At 67.8% G+C, this 16,039-nt stretch carries 13 protein-coding genes; 7 read left to right on the plus strand and 6 right to left on the minus strand.

All coding sequences use genetic code 11. The features are described 5' to 3' along the window. Nucleotides 1-65: 65 nt before the first annotated feature. Complete coding sequence (gene def, locus F1599_RS11405) at nt 66-572, minus strand: peptide deformylase (RefSeq protein WP_149317433.1); 507 nt, start codon at nt 570-572, stop codon at nt 66-68. 371 nt (nt 573-943) lie between these two features. Between def and F1599_RS11415 the strand changes: the two genes are divergently transcribed. From F1599_RS11415 to F1599_RS11430, 4 genes are all read left to right on the plus strand, one after another. Next, nucleotides 944-1,312: a hypothetical protein gene (locus F1599_RS11415; RefSeq protein WP_150083188.1), complete on the plus strand. Its 369-nt coding sequence runs from the start codon at nt 944-946 to the stop codon at nt 1,310-1,312. A 21-nt stretch (nt 1,313-1,333) separates the two neighbouring features. Next, the gene (dprA, locus tag F1599_RS11420; RefSeq protein ID WP_150083189.1) at nt 1,334-2,530 is read left to right on the plus strand and encodes a DNA-processing protein DprA; all 1,197 of its coding nucleotides are present in this window, start codon (nt 1,334-1,336) and stop codon (nt 2,528-2,530) included. Between the two features lie 138 nt (nt 2,531-2,668). After that, nucleotides 2,669-3,094, plus strand: a complete 426-nt coding sequence (locus tag F1599_RS11425) for a thioredoxin family protein (RefSeq protein WP_149317430.1) — start codon at nt 2,669-2,671, stop codon at nt 3,092-3,094. Nucleotides 3,095-3,296: 202 nt separating this feature from the next. Next, nucleotides 3,297-5,990, plus strand: a complete 2,694-nt coding sequence (locus tag F1599_RS11430; RefSeq protein WP_150083190.1) for a DNA topoisomerase III — start codon at nt 3,297-3,299, stop codon at nt 5,988-5,990. A gap of 134 nt (nt 5,991-6,124) precedes the next feature. Here F1599_RS11430 and F1599_RS11435 read toward each other — a convergent pair whose 3' ends face one another. Then, entirely contained in the window at nt 6,125-7,081 is a 957-nt protein-coding gene (locus F1599_RS11435) for a LysR family transcriptional regulator (RefSeq protein ID WP_149317428.1), read from the minus strand. 192 nt (nt 7,082-7,273) lie between these two features. On the opposite strand from F1599_RS11435, the gene F1599_RS11440 reads away from it, so the two are divergent. Further along, the gene (locus F1599_RS11440; RefSeq protein WP_149317427.1) at nt 7,274-7,540 is read left to right on the plus strand and encodes a hypothetical protein; all 267 of its coding nucleotides are present in this window, start codon (nt 7,274-7,276) and stop codon (nt 7,538-7,540) included. Between the two features lie 534 nt (nt 7,541-8,074). On the opposite strand, the gene F1599_RS11450 is transcribed toward F1599_RS11440, so the two are convergent. From F1599_RS11450 to F1599_RS11460, 3 genes are all read right to left on the minus strand, one after another. Then, nucleotides 8,075-8,557: a hypothetical protein gene (locus tag F1599_RS11450; protein ID WP_149317426.1), complete on the minus strand. Its 483-nt coding sequence runs from the start codon at nt 8,555-8,557 to the stop codon at nt 8,075-8,077. A 280-nt stretch (nt 8,558-8,837) separates the two neighbouring features. Then, nucleotides 8,838-9,041, minus strand: a complete 204-nt coding sequence (locus tag F1599_RS11455) for a YbdD/YjiX family protein (RefSeq protein WP_006579436.1) — start codon at nt 9,039-9,041, stop codon at nt 8,838-8,840. A gap of 58 nt (nt 9,042-9,099) precedes the next feature. Continuing rightward, entirely contained in the window at nt 9,100-11,172 is a 2,073-nt protein-coding gene (locus F1599_RS11460; RefSeq protein WP_150083191.1) for a carbon starvation CstA family protein, read from the minus strand. Between the two features lie 391 nt (nt 11,173-11,563). On the opposite strand from F1599_RS11460, the gene F1599_RS11465 reads away from it, so the two are divergent. Together F1599_RS11465 and F1599_RS11470 are read left to right on the plus strand one after the other, a co-directional pair. Beyond that, nucleotides 11,564-13,003, plus strand: coding sequence for a cache domain-containing protein (locus tag F1599_RS11465; protein ID WP_149317423.1), 1,440 nt, complete (start codon nt 11,564-11,566; stop codon nt 13,001-13,003). Continuing rightward, nucleotides 13,000-13,674 carry a response regulator gene (locus F1599_RS11470; RefSeq protein WP_150083192.1) on the plus strand — a complete coding sequence of 225 codons (675 nt, stop codon included), beginning with the start codon at nt 13,000-13,002 and terminating at the stop codon, nt 13,672-13,674. The genes F1599_RS11465 and F1599_RS11470 overlap by 4 nt, the downstream gene beginning before the upstream one ends. 147 nt (nt 13,675-13,821) lie before the next feature. Here the strand turns inward: F1599_RS11470 and F1599_RS11475 are convergent, their stop codons facing one another. Then, nucleotides 13,822-15,678 (minus strand): phosphoenolpyruvate carboxykinase (GTP), encoded by a 1,857-nt coding sequence (locus F1599_RS11475; RefSeq protein ID WP_149317421.1) that lies wholly within the window; start codon nt 15,676-15,678, stop codon nt 13,822-13,824. Nucleotides 15,679-16,039: the final 361 nt, after the last annotated feature.

Genomic DNA, 16,039 nt, shown 5'->3' on the forward strand with positions numbered 1-16,039 from the left:
GAGGCATCAGCATAGCAAACCCGCTGGCGCGGGCTGCCGCTGGATTGCGCGTGACTGGTGCGCGCTTACATCCGGGTACGCGCGCGCTTCTGCAGCTTGGACTTGATGCGGTTCAGCTTCAGCGGCGACAGGTATTCGACGAAGACCTTGCCCTTCAGGTGGTCCATCTCGTGCTGGATGCAGACCGCCAGCAGATCGTCGGCCTCGAGCTCGAAGGTCTCGCCGTTCTCGTCGAGCGCGCGCACGCGCACGCGGTCGGGGCGCTCGACGCGGTCGTAGACCTCGGGCACCGACAGGCAGCCCTCTTCCCAGACCTTGCGGTTGTCGCTGGCCCAGACGATCTCGGGATTGATGAAGACGCGCAGCTCGTCGCGGGTCTCCGAGATGTCGATCACGATGACCTGCTCATGCACGTCGACCTGCGTCGCCGCCAGGCCGATGCCGGGGGCTTCGTACATGGTTTCCGCCATGTCCTTGACCAGTTGGCGGATGCGGTCGTCCACCTGCGCGACGGGCTTGGCCACGATGTGCAGGCGGGGGTCCGGGTAGGTGAGGATGTCGAGTTTGGCCATGGTGCTGATGCGCGACGCCGATGCCGCCGTTGCTTGCCGCTGCTGTCGAATGGGCCGTTGTCGCATTGTCGCGGCAGGGGCCATGTCAGCAAAATCGGGGCGCGAATGGAAAAAATCAAGGCGCGCCGGCGGTCGCTGCGCGCTGTTGAGGTACCCGCTGTTGGGTACCCCGCTGTTCGGAACCCGTCAATCCGGCCAGGACATCCAACCGGCTCAACAAAGTGCGCGATCTTACCAAAGAACCTCAGGCGGCGCCGGTGTGGCGGTTGCGGCGGCAATGGCCTCTGTGGTGTCTGTGCCGTCTGTGGCGGCGGTGGTGGCTGTGGTGGCCGGCACGCCGGCCTGCGCGGAGCCTCGCACTCGCGGGGTTGATGGTCGCCCTGCCCTGCGTCGCGGGTCCCAGCATCGTGGCGCTACCCGATGGCCGGCAGTTCGGCGCCGACGGCGATGTTGCGTATGTGATCGGTATGCCGCTCGACGCCACGGTTGGGAGCCGCTGGCAGGGGTACGCACCGTCCGCCGCCGACCCGCGCGACCGGCGAGGCGGTGAGGTCTTGCCGCGGCTGCCGCCCGATGTGCCGGCGCAGAACCTGGTCGAATTGGTGTCGGGTTCCGTCGGCCTGGGCGGTATCGCCGTCGTGAACATCGTGTCTTCCGTCCGCGAGTTGATGCCGGGCAGCGTGCTGGTGCCGTTGCCCGCCGGTCGATCCGAAGCCGAACCGATCGCAGAAGTGGAATGAACAGCATATAGAACGCCGCCTATGCCGGAACCCTGCTCTGCTCCCGAAGCGTGCGCCGCCATGATCGACCCGGACGAGGTCGCGGCCTGGCTGCGCCTGGAGGCCGTGCCGGGCCTTGGGCGCCGGACCGCCCGGCTGCTGCTGGACAAGTTCGGGCTGCCGCAACAGGTGCTGGCGGCGGGGGAAGCGCAGCTTGCGCGCTGGCTGCCGGGCCCCGTGGCCAGGGACGTCCGGGCGCGGCCGGATGCGGCCCTGTCGGCCAGGATCGGCCGCACCGTGGCGTGGCTGCGCGAACCCGGCCACCACCTGCTGACACTGGCGGACGCCGCCTACCCCCGCCCCCTGCTCGACCTCGCCGACCCGCCGCTGCTGCTGTACGCTCGCGGCCGGCTCGAGATACTGCAAAGGCCGGCGCTGGCGGTGGTCGGCGCGCGCAGCGCCACCGTGCAAGGGGTGCGGGACGCCGAACTATTCGCCTCCACGTTTTCCAGCGCCGGAATCACGGTCGTGTCCGGCCTCGCGCTCGGCATCGACGCGGCGGCGCATGCGGGCGGGCTAGCCGGCCCGGGCGGCACCATCGCCGTGGTGGGGACCGGGCTGGACCGCTGCTATCCGGCCTGCCATCGCGCCCTGGGGCAGCGGATTGCCGCCGAAGGGCTGCTGCTCAGCGAATTCCCGCTGGGTACGCCGGCGCGCAGCCAGCATTTTCCGCAGCGCAACCGGCTGATCGCGGCGCTGGCCCGCGGCGTGCTGGTGGTCGAGGCGGCGCTGCGTTCGGGTTCGCTGATCACCGCGCGGCTGGCGGCCGAGCTCGGCCGGGAGGTGTTCGCGGTGCCCGGCTCGATCCACGCGCCGCTGGCGGCGGGCTGCCACCGGCTGATCCAGCAGGGGGCCAAGCTGGTGGCGTCGCCACAGGATGTGTTCGAGGAACCGGGTTTGTTTGCAGGTCCGTGGGCAGGTTCGCAGGGAGGTTCGAGGGCAGATTCGTGGGCGGGAGGCTCGCGTGCCGCCGGCAAGCCGGAGACCGCGGCGCGGTCGTCCGCCGCCGCCGATGCGCTGGGCACCGCGCTGGCGTACGATCCGGTCGATCCCGACACGCTGTGCATCCGTACCGGGCTGCCGCCGGAGGCAGTTGCCGCGGCGCTGCTGCAACTGGAATTGACCGGTGCGGTCGAGCGGATGCCGGGCAATCTGTACCGGCGTCTGGCCCAGGCGTAAACGCCGCCCAGCACGTCAGGCGGCCGGAGTCGCTACAATCGCCGTTCCTCGTGCCCGATCAGGCGCTTGTCACCGTGTCTGTCACGGCGTTGGTCACGTGCTCGATCAATCGCATGAAGGCTCATGTTTGGATGACCGATGGCCGTTTACTTTCCCGAACGCGATGCGGCCGCGATAGCGGCGGCGTTGCGGGCCCACCCCGAGGGTCGCCTGGTGGCGTGCCTGTGCGCCGAGTGGTGCGGCACCTGCCGCGACTATCTGACGGTCTGGCGCGAGCAGGCGGCGCGCCATCCGGGCGATTGCTTCGTCTGGATCGATATCGAGACGCATGCCGACGCGCTGGGCGACATCGACATCGAGAACTTCCCGACCGTGCTGGTGCAGGATGCCGCCGGCGGGGCGCCCCAGTTCTATGGCACATTGCTGCCCCACGCCGACACGCTGGCCCGGCTGCTGGGCCGCGGCGCGGCCATGCCGGCCGGCGCGGAACCGCCGCCGGATCTGCTCGGCTGGTTGAATCCTGACGGATCGGGCCGGTCACAGCAGGGAGAAAGCGGCGTTTGAAGCCCGCAGGGGCTGGGTCTGGAACGAGTCCGGCCCAAGGATGAGGCGCGAAGGCGGGGATGGAACTCGCCTTGCACCGTTGTCAATACCCCGCTTATTATTGGCGCCTCATGGCCCCCGGGGGGCCTCAAGTGTGCTGTTTACATATTAGTGCTGTGCCAAACGCGGTCCGCCAAGGGGCGGCCGGCAAGGATTCCCACCCATGTCCAAAGCTCTCATCATCGCGGAAAAGCCATCGGTCGCGGCCGATATCGCCCGTGCGCTCGGGGGCTTTACCAAGCATGACGAGTATTACGAGAGCGACGAATATGTGCTCTCGTCGGCGGTTGGCCACCTAGTGGAAATCGCCGCACCGGACGAATACGAGGTCAAGCGCGGCAAGTGGAGCTTCGCCAACCTGCCCGTGATCCCGCCGCACTTCGACCTGCGCCCGATCGCCAAGACCGAGTCGCGCCTGAAGGTGCTGAACCGGCTGATCAAGCGCAAGGACGTCACCCGCCTGATCAACGCCTGTGACGCGGGGCGCGAGGGTGAGCTGATCTTCCGGCTGATCGTGCAGCAGGCCAAGGCCAGGCAGCCGGTGCAGCGCCTGTGGCTGCAGTCGATGACGCCGCAGGCGATCCGCGACGGCTTCGCCAGCCTGCGCGAGGACGCCGAGATGCTGCCGCTGGCCGACGCCGCGCGCTGCCGCTCGGAGGCGGACTGGCTGGTCGGCATCAACGGCACCCGTGCGATGACGGCCTTCAACAGCAAGGGCGGCGGTTTCTTCCTGACGACCGTAGGCCGGGTGCAGACTCCGACGCTCTCGATCGTGGTCGAGCGCGAGGAGAAGATCAAACACTTCGTGCCGCGCGACTACTGGGAAGTGCGCGCCGAATTCATCGCCGCGGCCGGCCTGTACGAGGGCCGCTGGTTCGACCCGAAGTTCAAGAAGAACGAGTTCGATCCCGAGGCGCGCGAGTCGCGGCTGTGGAGCGAGGCCGAGGCCAAGAGCATCGTCGCCGCGTGCCGCGACAAGCCGGGCACCGTCACCGAGGAATCCAAGCCGTCGACCCAGCTGTCGCCGGCGCTGTTCGACCTGACCAGCCTGCAGCGCGAGGCCAACTCGCGCTTCGGCTTCTCGGCCAAGAACACGCTGGGCCTGGCGCAGGCGCTGTATGAAAAGCACAAGGTGCTGACCTACCCGCGTACCGATTCACGCGCGCTGCCCGAGGACTATATGGGCACGGTCCAGCAGACGATGGACATGCTGGCCGACAGCTCGCCGAACTATCTGCCGCATGCCAGGAAGATCCTGTCCAGCGGCTGGATCAAGCCGAACAAGCGGATCTTCGACAACAGCAAGATCAGCGATCACTTCGCCATCATCCCGACGCTGCAGGCGCCGAAGAACCTGTCCGAGCCCGAGCAGAAGCTGTACGACCTGGTCGTGCGCCGCTTCCTGTCGGTGTTCTTCCCGGCCGCCGAATACCAGGTGACCACGCGGATCACCGAGGTCGCCGGCCACCACTTCAAGACCGAAGGCAAGGTACTGGTCAATCCGGGCTGGCTGGTGGTCTACGGCCGCGAGGCGCAGGGCGACGACGCCAACCTGGTGCCGGTGGGCAAGGATGAGAAGGTCCGCACCGACAAGGTCGAGCCGGTCGGGCTGACCACCAAGCCGCCGGCGCGCTACAACGAAGCGACGCTGCTGTCGGCGATGGAAGGCGCGGGCAAGCTGGTCGACGACGACGCGCTGCGCGAGGCGATGGCCGGCAAGGGCCTGGGCACGCCGGCGACGCGCGCGGCCATCATCGAAGGGCTGCTGACCGAGAAATACCTGGTGCGCGAGGGCCGCGAGCTGATTCCGACCGCCAAGGCGTTCCAGCTGATGACGCTGCTGCGCGGTCTCGGGGTCCAGGAACTGACGCAGGCCGAGCTGACCGGCGAGTGGGAGCACAAGCTGGCGCAGATCGAGCGCGGCCGCCTCAAGCGCGACGAATTCATGCGCGAGATCGCGCAGATGACGCAGCAGATCGTCAAGCGCGCCAAGGAATACGACAGCGACACGATCCCGGGCGACTACGCGACGCTGCAGACGCCGTGTCCGCAGTGCGGGGGTCAGGTCAAGGAGAACTACCGCCGCTTCGCCTGCACGGCGTGCGACTTCTCGATCAGCAAGATCCCCGGCGGGCGGCAGTTCGAGATCGACGAGGTCGAGACGCTGCTGCGCGACAAGGAGATCGGGCCGCTGCAGGGCTTCCGCAGCAAGATGGGCCGCCCCTTCGCCGCGATCCTGAAGCTGGCGCGCGACGACGACGGCAACTACAAGATGGAGTTCGACTTCGGCCAGAACGAGGACGAGAACGACGGCGAGCCGGTCGATTTCAGCGGCCAGGAGCCGGTCGGCACCTGCCCGAAGTGCAGCGGCTCGGTGTTCGAGCACGGCATGAAGTACGTCTGTGAGAACGCGGTCGGGTCGCCCAAGTCGTGCGACTTCACCACCGGCAAGATCATCCTGCAGCAGGAGATTTCGCGCGAGCAGATCGGCAAGCTGCTGGACCAGGGCCGCACGGACCTGCTGACCGGCTTCAAGTCCTCGCGTACCGGCCGCAACTTCAAGGCCTATCTGGTCAAGCAGCCGGACGGCAAGATCGGTTTCGAGTTCGAGGTGCGCGAGCCGAAGCCCGGCGCCAAGACCGCGGCAGGCAAGGCCGCGGCCAAGTCCGCCGCGAAGACCGCCGAATCCGCCGGCGAAGCCGGCGCGGCGGCCGGCAAGCCGGCGAGCAAGACCGCCGTCAAGGCTGCGGCCAAGACCGCCGCCAAGACCGGCACCAAGGTCGCGGCCAAGGCGGCCAGCAAGACCCCCTCCAAGAAGACCGCCCGCGCCAAGACGGCGGCCAGCGCCAGCGAATAAGACGTACGAGCGAGGGACCGGCCGAGGCAGGCACACGCCGGCCTCGGTTGCTGGCGTTCTTCCGGGTCGGTCTGGGTTCTTCTGCGTTCTTCCGCGTTCTTCCGGGTTCTTCGGCGTTCCTTCGGGCTCTTCGGCTAGCTCGCCGCGTGATGGTCCGCGGCGACGGCCGCGGCTGCCGCCGCCCCACCCGCTCCGTCCGCGCTCTTCTTCTTCCCCTCTTCCAGCAGGAAGTCGATGAAGGCCCGCGCCTTGGTCGGCAGGAATTTGCGGCTCGGATACACCACGCTGATGTCGCGGCGCGGCAGCTGGTATTGCGGCAGGATGTGCTCCAGCAGTCCGGCTTCGATGCTGGGCCGGGCCAGATACGACGACAGCATCGCGATGCCGAGATCGGCCAGCGCCGCCTGGTGCGCCAGTTCGGCATTGCTGCAGACCAGCCCAGGCCGGATCGGCACGGTCACCTCGCCTTCGGGACCGGACAGCGTCCAGGCGTGCTCGGCATTGGTCAGCCGCATGGCGATGCAGCGGTGCTGGGTCAGTTCATGGGCATGGCGCAGCGGCGCGTGGGCGCGCAGATAGCCGGGCGAGGCACACAGGATCACTTCGGCCGACAGCAGCGGCCGCGCCACCAGATGCGAGCCCAGTCCGAGGTCGGACAGCACGATGCCGACGTCGCGGCCTTCCTCGACGATATCGATGCTGCGGTCCGACAGCAGCACATCGAATACCACGTCGGGATACATCTGCTGGAAGCGGGCCAGCATGTCGGGCAGCAGATGTAATCCGAACATCACTGGCGTGACGATCCGCAGCGTGCCGGACAGCGACTGGCTGCGTGCGGTGACCACCGATTCGGCCTCCTCGACGTCTTCCAGGATCTGCTGGCAGCGCTGCAGATAGGTTTCGCCGGCATCGGTCAGCGACAGGCTGCGGGTGGTCCGGTTCAGCAGCCGCGTGCCCAGATGGCTCTCCAGGTCCGCGACATAGCGGGTCACCACCGCGTTGGACATTTCCAGTTGCTGCGCCGCACGGGCGAAGCTGCCGAGTTCGACCACCTTGGCGAACACGCGCATCGATTGCAGCCGATCCATTGCACAGTCTCCCTTTTTTCTTCCCCATTTTTCCACAGCTTGGGGTTTTTGTTGTTCTTTATAGAACTAATCATTGTGTGCGGTAATGTTTATTCATATAAGGGAAATGCCTAATATGCAGCCATCGGATGCCGCACTGCAGCGAAACCCCGCCGGCGCGGACGTCCTCCCAAACAGAAGAAAGGACACATCATGACGATCTCCCGCTTTGCCCTGACCGCCGCCGCCACCGCCCTCGTTGCCACCCTGACCGCCGCTCCGGCGTTCGCCAAGGCCGGCAAGTTCGACCCGTACACCGACGGCGCGAAGGTCGGCCAGACCGACGTATTTACCGAAGGCTCCCGCCAGGGCCAGTTCGACGTGTTCAGCGAAGGCGCCCGCCAAGGCAAGTTCGACGTGTTCAGCGAAGGTGCCCGCCAAGGCAAGTTCGACGTCTTCACCGAAGGCGCCGCGAAGTAAGCACGCCGGCTGCCGGACTGCTTCGGCGGTCTGCCTGGTGTCCCGATGCCCGTGCCCCGCGCACGGGCATCGTCGTTTACGGCCTCGGCTTCGATGTCGGCTTGCGGCAGGATGATGGGGATCGACCGGTCGCCCCTACACCGGCCATCCAAACAGCAATCGCCCGCCGCCTGACGGCGCGCCCGCCCTGGCGCCCCACCCCCACCGCCTCACCGCTCGAGCCCGAGCCCGAGCCCGAGCCCGAGCCCGGGCGTCCGAGCGGCCGAGCACCCGCGCACCCGCGCACTCGAGCACCCGATGCATCCGATGCACCCGATGCACCCGATGCACCCGATGCACCCGATGCACCCGATGCACCCGAGCCCCCGAGCACCCGAGCACCCGAGTACCCGAGCACCCGATGCACCCGAGCACCCGATGCACCAGATGCACCAGATGCACCCGAGCACCCGAGCACCCGAGCACCCATCGCGCAAAACAAAACGGGCCGCTTGCGCGGCCCGTCGAACTGGCTGTCACTGCATCAATCCGCCATCAATCGTCCCAGTCACGATGGCCGCGGCGGTGGTAGCGGTGCTTGTTCTTGTACTTGCTCTTCTTGTAGTGGCGATCGCGGTAGTAGCGGTCGCGGTCGTCGGCGTACGAATTGCTGCGCGAGATGTTGCCGCCCAGCGCCGCGCCTGCGCCGCCGCCCAGGGCCGCGCCGACGAGGCCGCCGGTCCGGCCGCCCATCGCGTTGCCCGCCGCCGTACCCGCACCGCCGCCCAGCGCGCCGCCCAGGATGGCACCGGTACGCTCGCGGCGATTCGAGCTGATCGCGCCGCCGGCGCCACCGCCCACCGCGCCGCCGATCACGGCACCGGTGGAGCCGCCCAGCGCGCCTCCGACGGCTGCACCGGCGACGCCGCCGAGGGCGCCACCCAGTGCGTTATTCATGTCGCTCGCGAATGCAGGCAGCGTCGTCGATGCCGCCAGGGCGAGGGCCACGGTCATATTGCGAACGAGTCGGCGAGACATAGTGTTTTTCCTCTGGTTGCCAAACTGTGATGCAAGTGTAGATTTTGGGCACGGACATTGCTGTAACTGCCTGTAAGCCTTTATTAATGCTGCAGAAACGCAACAAAGGCTGCCCGTGGGCAGCCTTTGGCATGTTGACAGCTTGTCGTCTTCCCCAAGGTGGGGAACCCGGCGATCCCGTCAGGACAACGACACACCGGATCCCCCGCCCGGGAGCCTCGGCAGCTCGGCAGCTGCGGCTCAGGCGCTCAGTAGCTCGCGGGGTCAGCAGCTCAGCAGCTCAGCAGCACTTGCCCTGCCCGCCGCCGTAACGCGCCTCCTGCCGCTCGCGGAAGAACTCCTCGTAGCTCATCGGCTCGCGGTCCGGATGCGTGCTTTCCATATGGGCCACATAGGTCTGGTAGTCGGGCAGCCCGACCATCAGCCGCAGCGACTGGCCCAGGTAGCGGCCCATTTGGCCCATCTTGTTCAGCGGATCCAGCATGGCGTTCCTTCTGCGTGGGGTTTGACGTTACGGCGTCGGCATCGGCTTCACGCCTGACTCAGCGCTGCGCCGAAGCGGCCGCCGGCAGCGGCTCGAACGGCGTCTCGTGCGCGGTCGGCCGTGCCTGGGCGCCGGCGCGCAGGCCGGTACGCAGGCCGTAATAGACGATCGACAGCACCACCGCCATGAACAGCGCGCACAGGCCCGCGTCCAGGTAGTCGTTGAACACGATGCGGTGCATCTGCTCCATCGTCTTGGCCGGCGCCAGCACCGTACCCTGGGCGATCGCGTCGCTGAACTTGCTGGCGTGCGACAGGAAGCCGATCTTCGGGTCGGCATGGAACAGCTTCTGCCAGCCGGCGGTCAGCGTGCAGATCAGCAGCCAGACGGTCGGCAGCAGCGTGACCCACGCATAGCGGCCGCGCTTCATCTTGACCAGCACGCAGGTGCCCAGCACCAGCGCCACAGCGGCCAGCATCTGGTTCGAGATGCCGAACAGCGGCCACAGCGTGTTGATGCCGCCCAGCGGATCGACCACGCCCTGGTACAGGAAGTAGCCCCAGGCGCCGACGCACAGTGCCGTCGCGATCAGGTTGGCCGGCAGCGAGTCGGTACGGCGCATCGACGGCACGAAGCTGCCCAGCAGGTCCTGCAGCATGAAGCGGCCGGCGCGGGTGCCCGCGTCGACGGCGGTCAGGATGAACAGCGCCTCGAACAGGATCGCGAAGTGGTACCAGAACGCCATCATGGCCTGGCCGCCGACCACCTGGTGCAGGATGTGGGCGATGCCGACCGCCAGCGTCGGCGCGCCGCCGGCGCGCGAGATGATGGTGTTTTCGCCGACGTCCCTGGCGGTCTGCACCAGCACGTCGGGCGTGATCACGAAGCCCCAGTTCGACACCGCCTGGGCCACCGCCTCCGGCGTGGTGCCGATTGCCGCGGCCGGGCTGTTCATCGCGAAGTAGACGCCCGGCTCGATCACCGAGGCGGCCACCAGCGCCATGATCGCGACGAAGGACTCGGCCAGCATCGCGCCGTAGCCGATGAAGCGCGCGTGGGTCTCGTTCTCCAGCAGCTTGGGCGTGGTGCCCGACGAGATCAGCGCGTGGAAGCCCGACACCGCGCCGCAGGCGATGGTGATGAACAGGAACGGGAACAGGTTGCCCGACCAGACCGGACCGCCGCCTTCGGCGAACTGCGTGAAGGCCGGCATCTTCAGTTCCGGCGCGACGATCAGGATGCCGACCGCCAGCGCGATGATGGTGCCGATCTTCAGGAAGGTCGACAGGTAGTCGCGCGGAGCCAGCAGCAGCCACACCGGCAGCACCGCGGCGACGAAGCCGTAGCCGATCAGCATCCAGGTCAGTGCCTTGCCGTCGAAGGTGAACAGCGGCGCCAGCGTGGCGCTCTCGTGCACGTACTGGCCGCCGACGATGGCGAGCATCAGCAGCACGAAGCCGATCACCGACACCTCGCCGATGCGGCCCGGGCGGATGTAGCGGGTGTAGACCCCCATGAACAGCGCGATCGGGATCGTCACCGCCACCGTGAAGGTGCCCCACGGCGAATCGGCCAGCGCCTTGACGACGATCAGCGCCAGCACGGCGAGGATGATGATCATGATCATGAAGCAGCCGAACAGCGCGATCATGCCGGGCACCGTGCCCATCTCGGCCTTTACCAGGTCGCCCAGCGAGCGGCCGTCGCGGCGGGTCGAGATGAACAGCACCATGAAGTCCTGCACCGCGCCGGCGAACACCACGCCGGCCAGGATCCACAGCATGCCGGGCATGTAGCCCATCTGCGCGGCGAGCACCGGTCCGACCAGCGGTCCGGCGCCGGCGATCGCGGCGAAGTGGTGGCCGAACAGCACCGCCTTGTTGGTCGGCACGTAGTCCAGGCCGTCGTTATGGCGCCAGGCCGGCGTCATCCGTTTCGGGTCCAGCTGCATCACCTTGTCGGCGATGAAGCGGCTGTAGTAGCGGTAAGCGATCAGATAGATGCAGATCGCGGCGACCACGATCCACAAGGCACTGACGGCTTCGCCGCGCGACAGTGCAACGGTGGCGAAGGCAAACGCGCCGAGCACGGCGACGGCCAGCCACATCAGGTGTTGCCCGATGCGATTCATAGTGAAGGTCTCCTCAGACCACATGGAACAAAGCCCGCAGAGCGACAAGGGCCGGTGGACCGCTCGGCGCGCACGGTGGCACGCGCGCCGTCGGGCGGCGAATGGCGGGGGATCGGGGGCAAGCTGTCTCCAGATTTCAGCGGCGCCCGGTCCCTCGACTTCCGGTCCGGATCTTGTCTGGCAGGCGGGGCGATACGCCGGTGCGGGGCACTGGCGCATCCCGTTGCGAATGACGCCGCGCCTGGCCTGGCGGCCGGTCGCGCGTCGGCGTGTAGTATTGACACCCGCCAATCGAGGCACAAGCGCGTAACTACGCAGCGATCCTGCGTAGTACTACGCAACGGGACGGTGAGACGCCGCTTCCCAGGCATCCGTGTTTACCCTGGTCACGATGAAACTCCGCCAGAAGATTCTGCTGCTCGCGGTGGCGCCGCTGGCGATCGCCATGCTTGGCATCGCGCTGGCTGTGCACTATCAGGCCACCGCGCTGGTCCGCCACGAGCGCGCGCTGGTCGAGGCCGCCTATCTGCAGAGCAAGGAAACCGAACTGCGCCACTACGTGCAGCTGGCCCAGAGCGCGATCGCGCCGCTGGTCAAGTCGGGCCGCAACGACGAGGCCACGCGCCAGGCCGCGATGCAGGCGCTGGCGGGGCTGGACTACGGCCCGGACGGCTACTTCTTCCTGTACGACCTGAACGGCCGCAACCTGATGCACCCGCGCCAGCCGGACCTGATCGGCAGGAACCTGTGGGACCTGCGCGATCCCGAGGGCGCGCTGCCGATCCAGCAATTGATCGCGGCGGCACGCGCGGGCGGCGGCGCGGTGCGCTATCGCTGGGAGAAGCCGTCGACGCGGCAGATGGCGCCCAAGCTCGGCTATGTGGTCGCGGTGCCGGAATGGGGCTGGATGCTCGGCACCGGCATCTACCTGGACGATGTCGAACGCACGCTGCGCGAGCTCGACAAGCGCGCCGAGACCGATATCCGCGCCACGCTGGCGTGGATCGGCGCGATCGCCGCGATCAGCATCCTGCTGGTCGGCGCGGGCGGGCTGGCGTTGAACATCAGCGAGCATCGCGAGGCCGACGCCAAGCTGCGGCAGCTGGCGCAGCGCGTGGTGCGCTCGCAGGAGGACGAACGGGCGCGACTGTCGCGCGAGCTGCATGACGGCGTCAGCCAGCTGCTGGTGTCGGTCAAGCTGGTGCTCGAAACCGCGCTGAACCGGCTCGCGCAGGCGCCCACCGACGGCGGTGCGGTGACGCCCGTGCTGGGCATGGCGCTGAACCGGCTGGAGACGGTGTTCAACGAGGTGCGGCGCGTTGCCCGCAATCTGCGTCCGGCGCTGCTCGACGATCTGGGCCTGCAGGCCGCGTTGCAGCATCTGGCGCGCGAGATGCAGGGCGCGAGCGGACTGAAGATCGATATCGACTGCCACGGCGTGCCGCGGCCGCTGTCGGATGAAGCGGCCACCGCGCTGTACCGCATCGCGCAGGAGGCGCTGACCAATGTCGAGCGCCACGCCAATGCGCGGCGGGTCCAGCTGACGCTGTCGTATGCCGAGTCCGGCGTCGCGCTGGTGGTGCAGGACGACGGCAGCGGCTTCGATCTCGAGCGCGTGCAGCGCGACCCGCGCGGCGGCATCGGACTGCGCAATCTGCGCGAGCGCATCGCCAGCCTCGGCGGCGAATTCGATATCCAGTCCGCCCCGGGCGGCACGCGCCTGCGGGCGTATCTGCCGGCCTCGGCGTTCGTGCCCGACACGCGGGCGCTCGCCAGGACGGCGGACGCGCCGCCGGGCGCCCCGTCCCACTCTTCCCCGCTGTCCCGATGAGTTCCTTCTCCGAACCCTACCGTCCCGCGCGCGTGCTGCTGGTCGACGACCACACGCTGGTGCGCGACGGCATGCGCATGCATCTGGCCCTGCAGCCGAGTGTGACCGTGGTCGGCGAGGCCGACGACGGTGAAGCGGCGCTGGCCTGGCTGGCGCGCCGCCAGCCGGATGCGCTGCCCGACCTGCTGATCACCGATATCGGCATGCGCGGCATGGGCGGTATCGCGCTGGCGGACGCGCTGCACCAGCGCTATCCCGAGATCGCGGTGCTGATGCTGTCGATGCACGACAACCTCGAATACGTCCGCCAGGCGATGCGCGCCGGCGCGCGCGGCTACGTGCTCAAGGACGCCCCGGCCGACGAACTGCTGGCCGCGATCGACGCCGTGCTGGCCGGCCGCGTGTTCTACAGCGCCCGCATCGCGCGCCGCATGATCGAGGAAGGTCCGGCTCCGCATCCGCTCGATGCACTGACCCCGCGCGAACGCGACATCCTGAACGGCATCGGCCGGGGCCTCGCCAACAAGGAGATCGCGGCGTCCCTCGGCGTGTCGGTGCGCACGGTGGAGACGCATCGGCTGAACCTCAAGCGCAAGCTCGGCATCGAGGGGCGCGCGGGCTTGGTCAAGTATGCGGTGGAGCAGTTGGGGGGCGAAGCGAATGGCGGGTGAGGCGAAGGCGAAGCGTTGATGGCGCCCAGGCTGGCCTGTCGAGCAAAAACGCCGGACGAAAAAAAACCCTCGCTCACAAGATCGCGAGGGCTTCGTTTTTTGCCGTCGCGCTTGCCGATGGCAAGCGCGACGTGCGGCACTACCGCATCAGGCCGCCAGCCGCTTGGCCAGCGCGTCCTTGGTTTCGGACAGCGCCTGCGGCAGATGGTGCTTGAGCTGGGTGAACAGCTCTTCGTGCAGCGCCAGTTCCTGTTCCCAGGCGGCGCGGTCGATCGAGGTCACCTTCTGGAACTGCTCGGGCGAGAAGTCCAGGCCTTCCCAGCGCAGGTCCTCGTAGCGCGGCGAGGTGCCGAACACGTGCTCGGTGCCCTGGCCGCGGCCTTCGACGCGGTCGATCATCCACGACAGCACGCGCATGTTCTCGCCGAAGCCCGGCCACACGAAGTTGCCGGCCTCGTCCTTGCGGAACCAGTTGACGCAGTAGATCTTCGGCAGCTTGGCGCCGGCGGCCTCCAGCTTGTTGCCCAGCGCCAGCCAGTGGCCGAAGTAGTCGCTCATGTTGTAGCCGCAGAACGGCAGCATCGCGAACGGATCGCGGCGCACCACGCCCTGCTGGCCGGCGGCCGCGGCGGTGGTTTCCGAACCCATGGTGGCGGCCATGTAGACGCCTTCGGTCCAGTTGCGGGCCTCGGTCACCAGCGGCACCGTGGTCGAGCGGCGGCCGCCGAAGATGAAGGCGTCGATCGGCACGCCGGCCGGGTTGTCCCAGTTCGCGTCGATCGACGGGCACTGCGATGCCGGCGCGGTGAAGCGCGCGTTCGGGTGGGCGGCCTTGGCGCCCGTCTGCCTGGCGATCTCCGGCGTCCAGTCCTTGCCCTGCCAGTCGATCAGGTGGGCCGGCGCTTCCTTGGTCATGCCTTCCCACCAGACGTCGCCGTCATCGGTCAGCGCGACGTTGGTGAAGATGACGTTTTCCTTCAGCGTCGCCATCGCGTTGAAGTTGGTCTTCTCGCTGGTGCCCGGGGCCACGCCGAAGTAGCCGGCTTCCGGGTTGATCGCGTACAGGCGGCCGTCCTTGCCCGGCTTGATCCAGGCGATGTCGTCGCCGATGGTGGTGACCTTCCAGCCCTCGAAACCCTTGGGCGGAATCAGCATCGCGAAGTTGGTCTTGCCGCAGGCCGACGGGAATGCCGCCGCGACGTGGTACTTCTTGCCCTCGGGCGAGGTCACGCCAAGGATCAGCATATGTTCGGCCAGCCAGCCCTCGTCGCGGCCCATGGTCGAGGCGATCCGCAGCGCGAAGCACTTCTTGCCCAGCAGCGCGTTGCCGCCGTAGCCCGAGCCGAACGACCAGATCTCGCGCGTCTCGGGGAAATGGACGATGTACTTGGTCGGGTTGCACGGCCACGGCACGTCCTTCTCGCCGGCGGCCAGCGGCTTGCCGACGGTATGCACGCAAGGCACGAACTCGCCGTCGGCGCCCAGCACGTCGTACACGGCGCGGCCCATGCGGGTCATGATCCGCATGTTGACGGCGACGTACGGGCTGTCGGACAGCTCCACGCCGATGTGGGCGATCGGCGAACCGAGCGGCCCCATCGAGAACGGCACCACGTACAGCGTGCGGCCGCGCATGCAGCCATCGAACAGCCCGCTCAGGGTCTGGCGCATTTCGGCCGGCGGCATCCAGTTGTTGGTGGGGCCGGCGTCCTCCTGCTTCTGCGAGCAGATGAAGGTACGGTCCTCGACGCGCGCGACATCGGAGGGGTCCGACAGGGCCAGGAAGGAGTTCTTGCGCTTGGCGGGGTTGAGCCGCTTCATCGTGCCGGCGGCGACCATTTGCTCGCACAGGCGGTCGTATTCCTCCTGGGAGCCGTCGCACCAGTAGATGCTGTCGGGCTTGGTCAGCGCGGCGATCTCGGCGACCCAGGCGACCAGCTTCTGGTGCTTGACCCAGGCCGGAACGTTCAGCGCCGGTGTGCCTTGCATGGTGGGGTGGTTCATGGTGGTACTCCAAAGCAAAAAGAAATCTTTGGCAAAGCCTGGCCCGGGGCCGCGCTCTGAATATCGTCAAACAGCCGGGTGAAACGCGGAGCCGACGAGAACGCGTGCCATGGCCGCATGCTTGAGGGACCACTTCTTGTGGAAGCGGTTCCGCATGTGGGGCGGGCGTTGTGCCCGCATGGCGACCGCATGGTGGCCGGTCCTCGACCACGCTCGCTCGGGACCGTCACATCCCGTTACAAGTCCGGCGCGATCCTGTGGTGAATCGATCGCGGGGGTCCTTGCGGCTGCGCTACAGTGGCGGTTTTCCCGCGGACGTGTCGCAGCGGGTGCCAGTCAAGCTTTGTCCGGCGACAAACCG

Source organism: Cupriavidus cauae (genome assembly GCF_008632125.1).
Taxonomy (GTDB): Bacteria; Pseudomonadota; Gammaproteobacteria; order Burkholderiales; family Burkholderiaceae; genus Cupriavidus; species Cupriavidus cauae.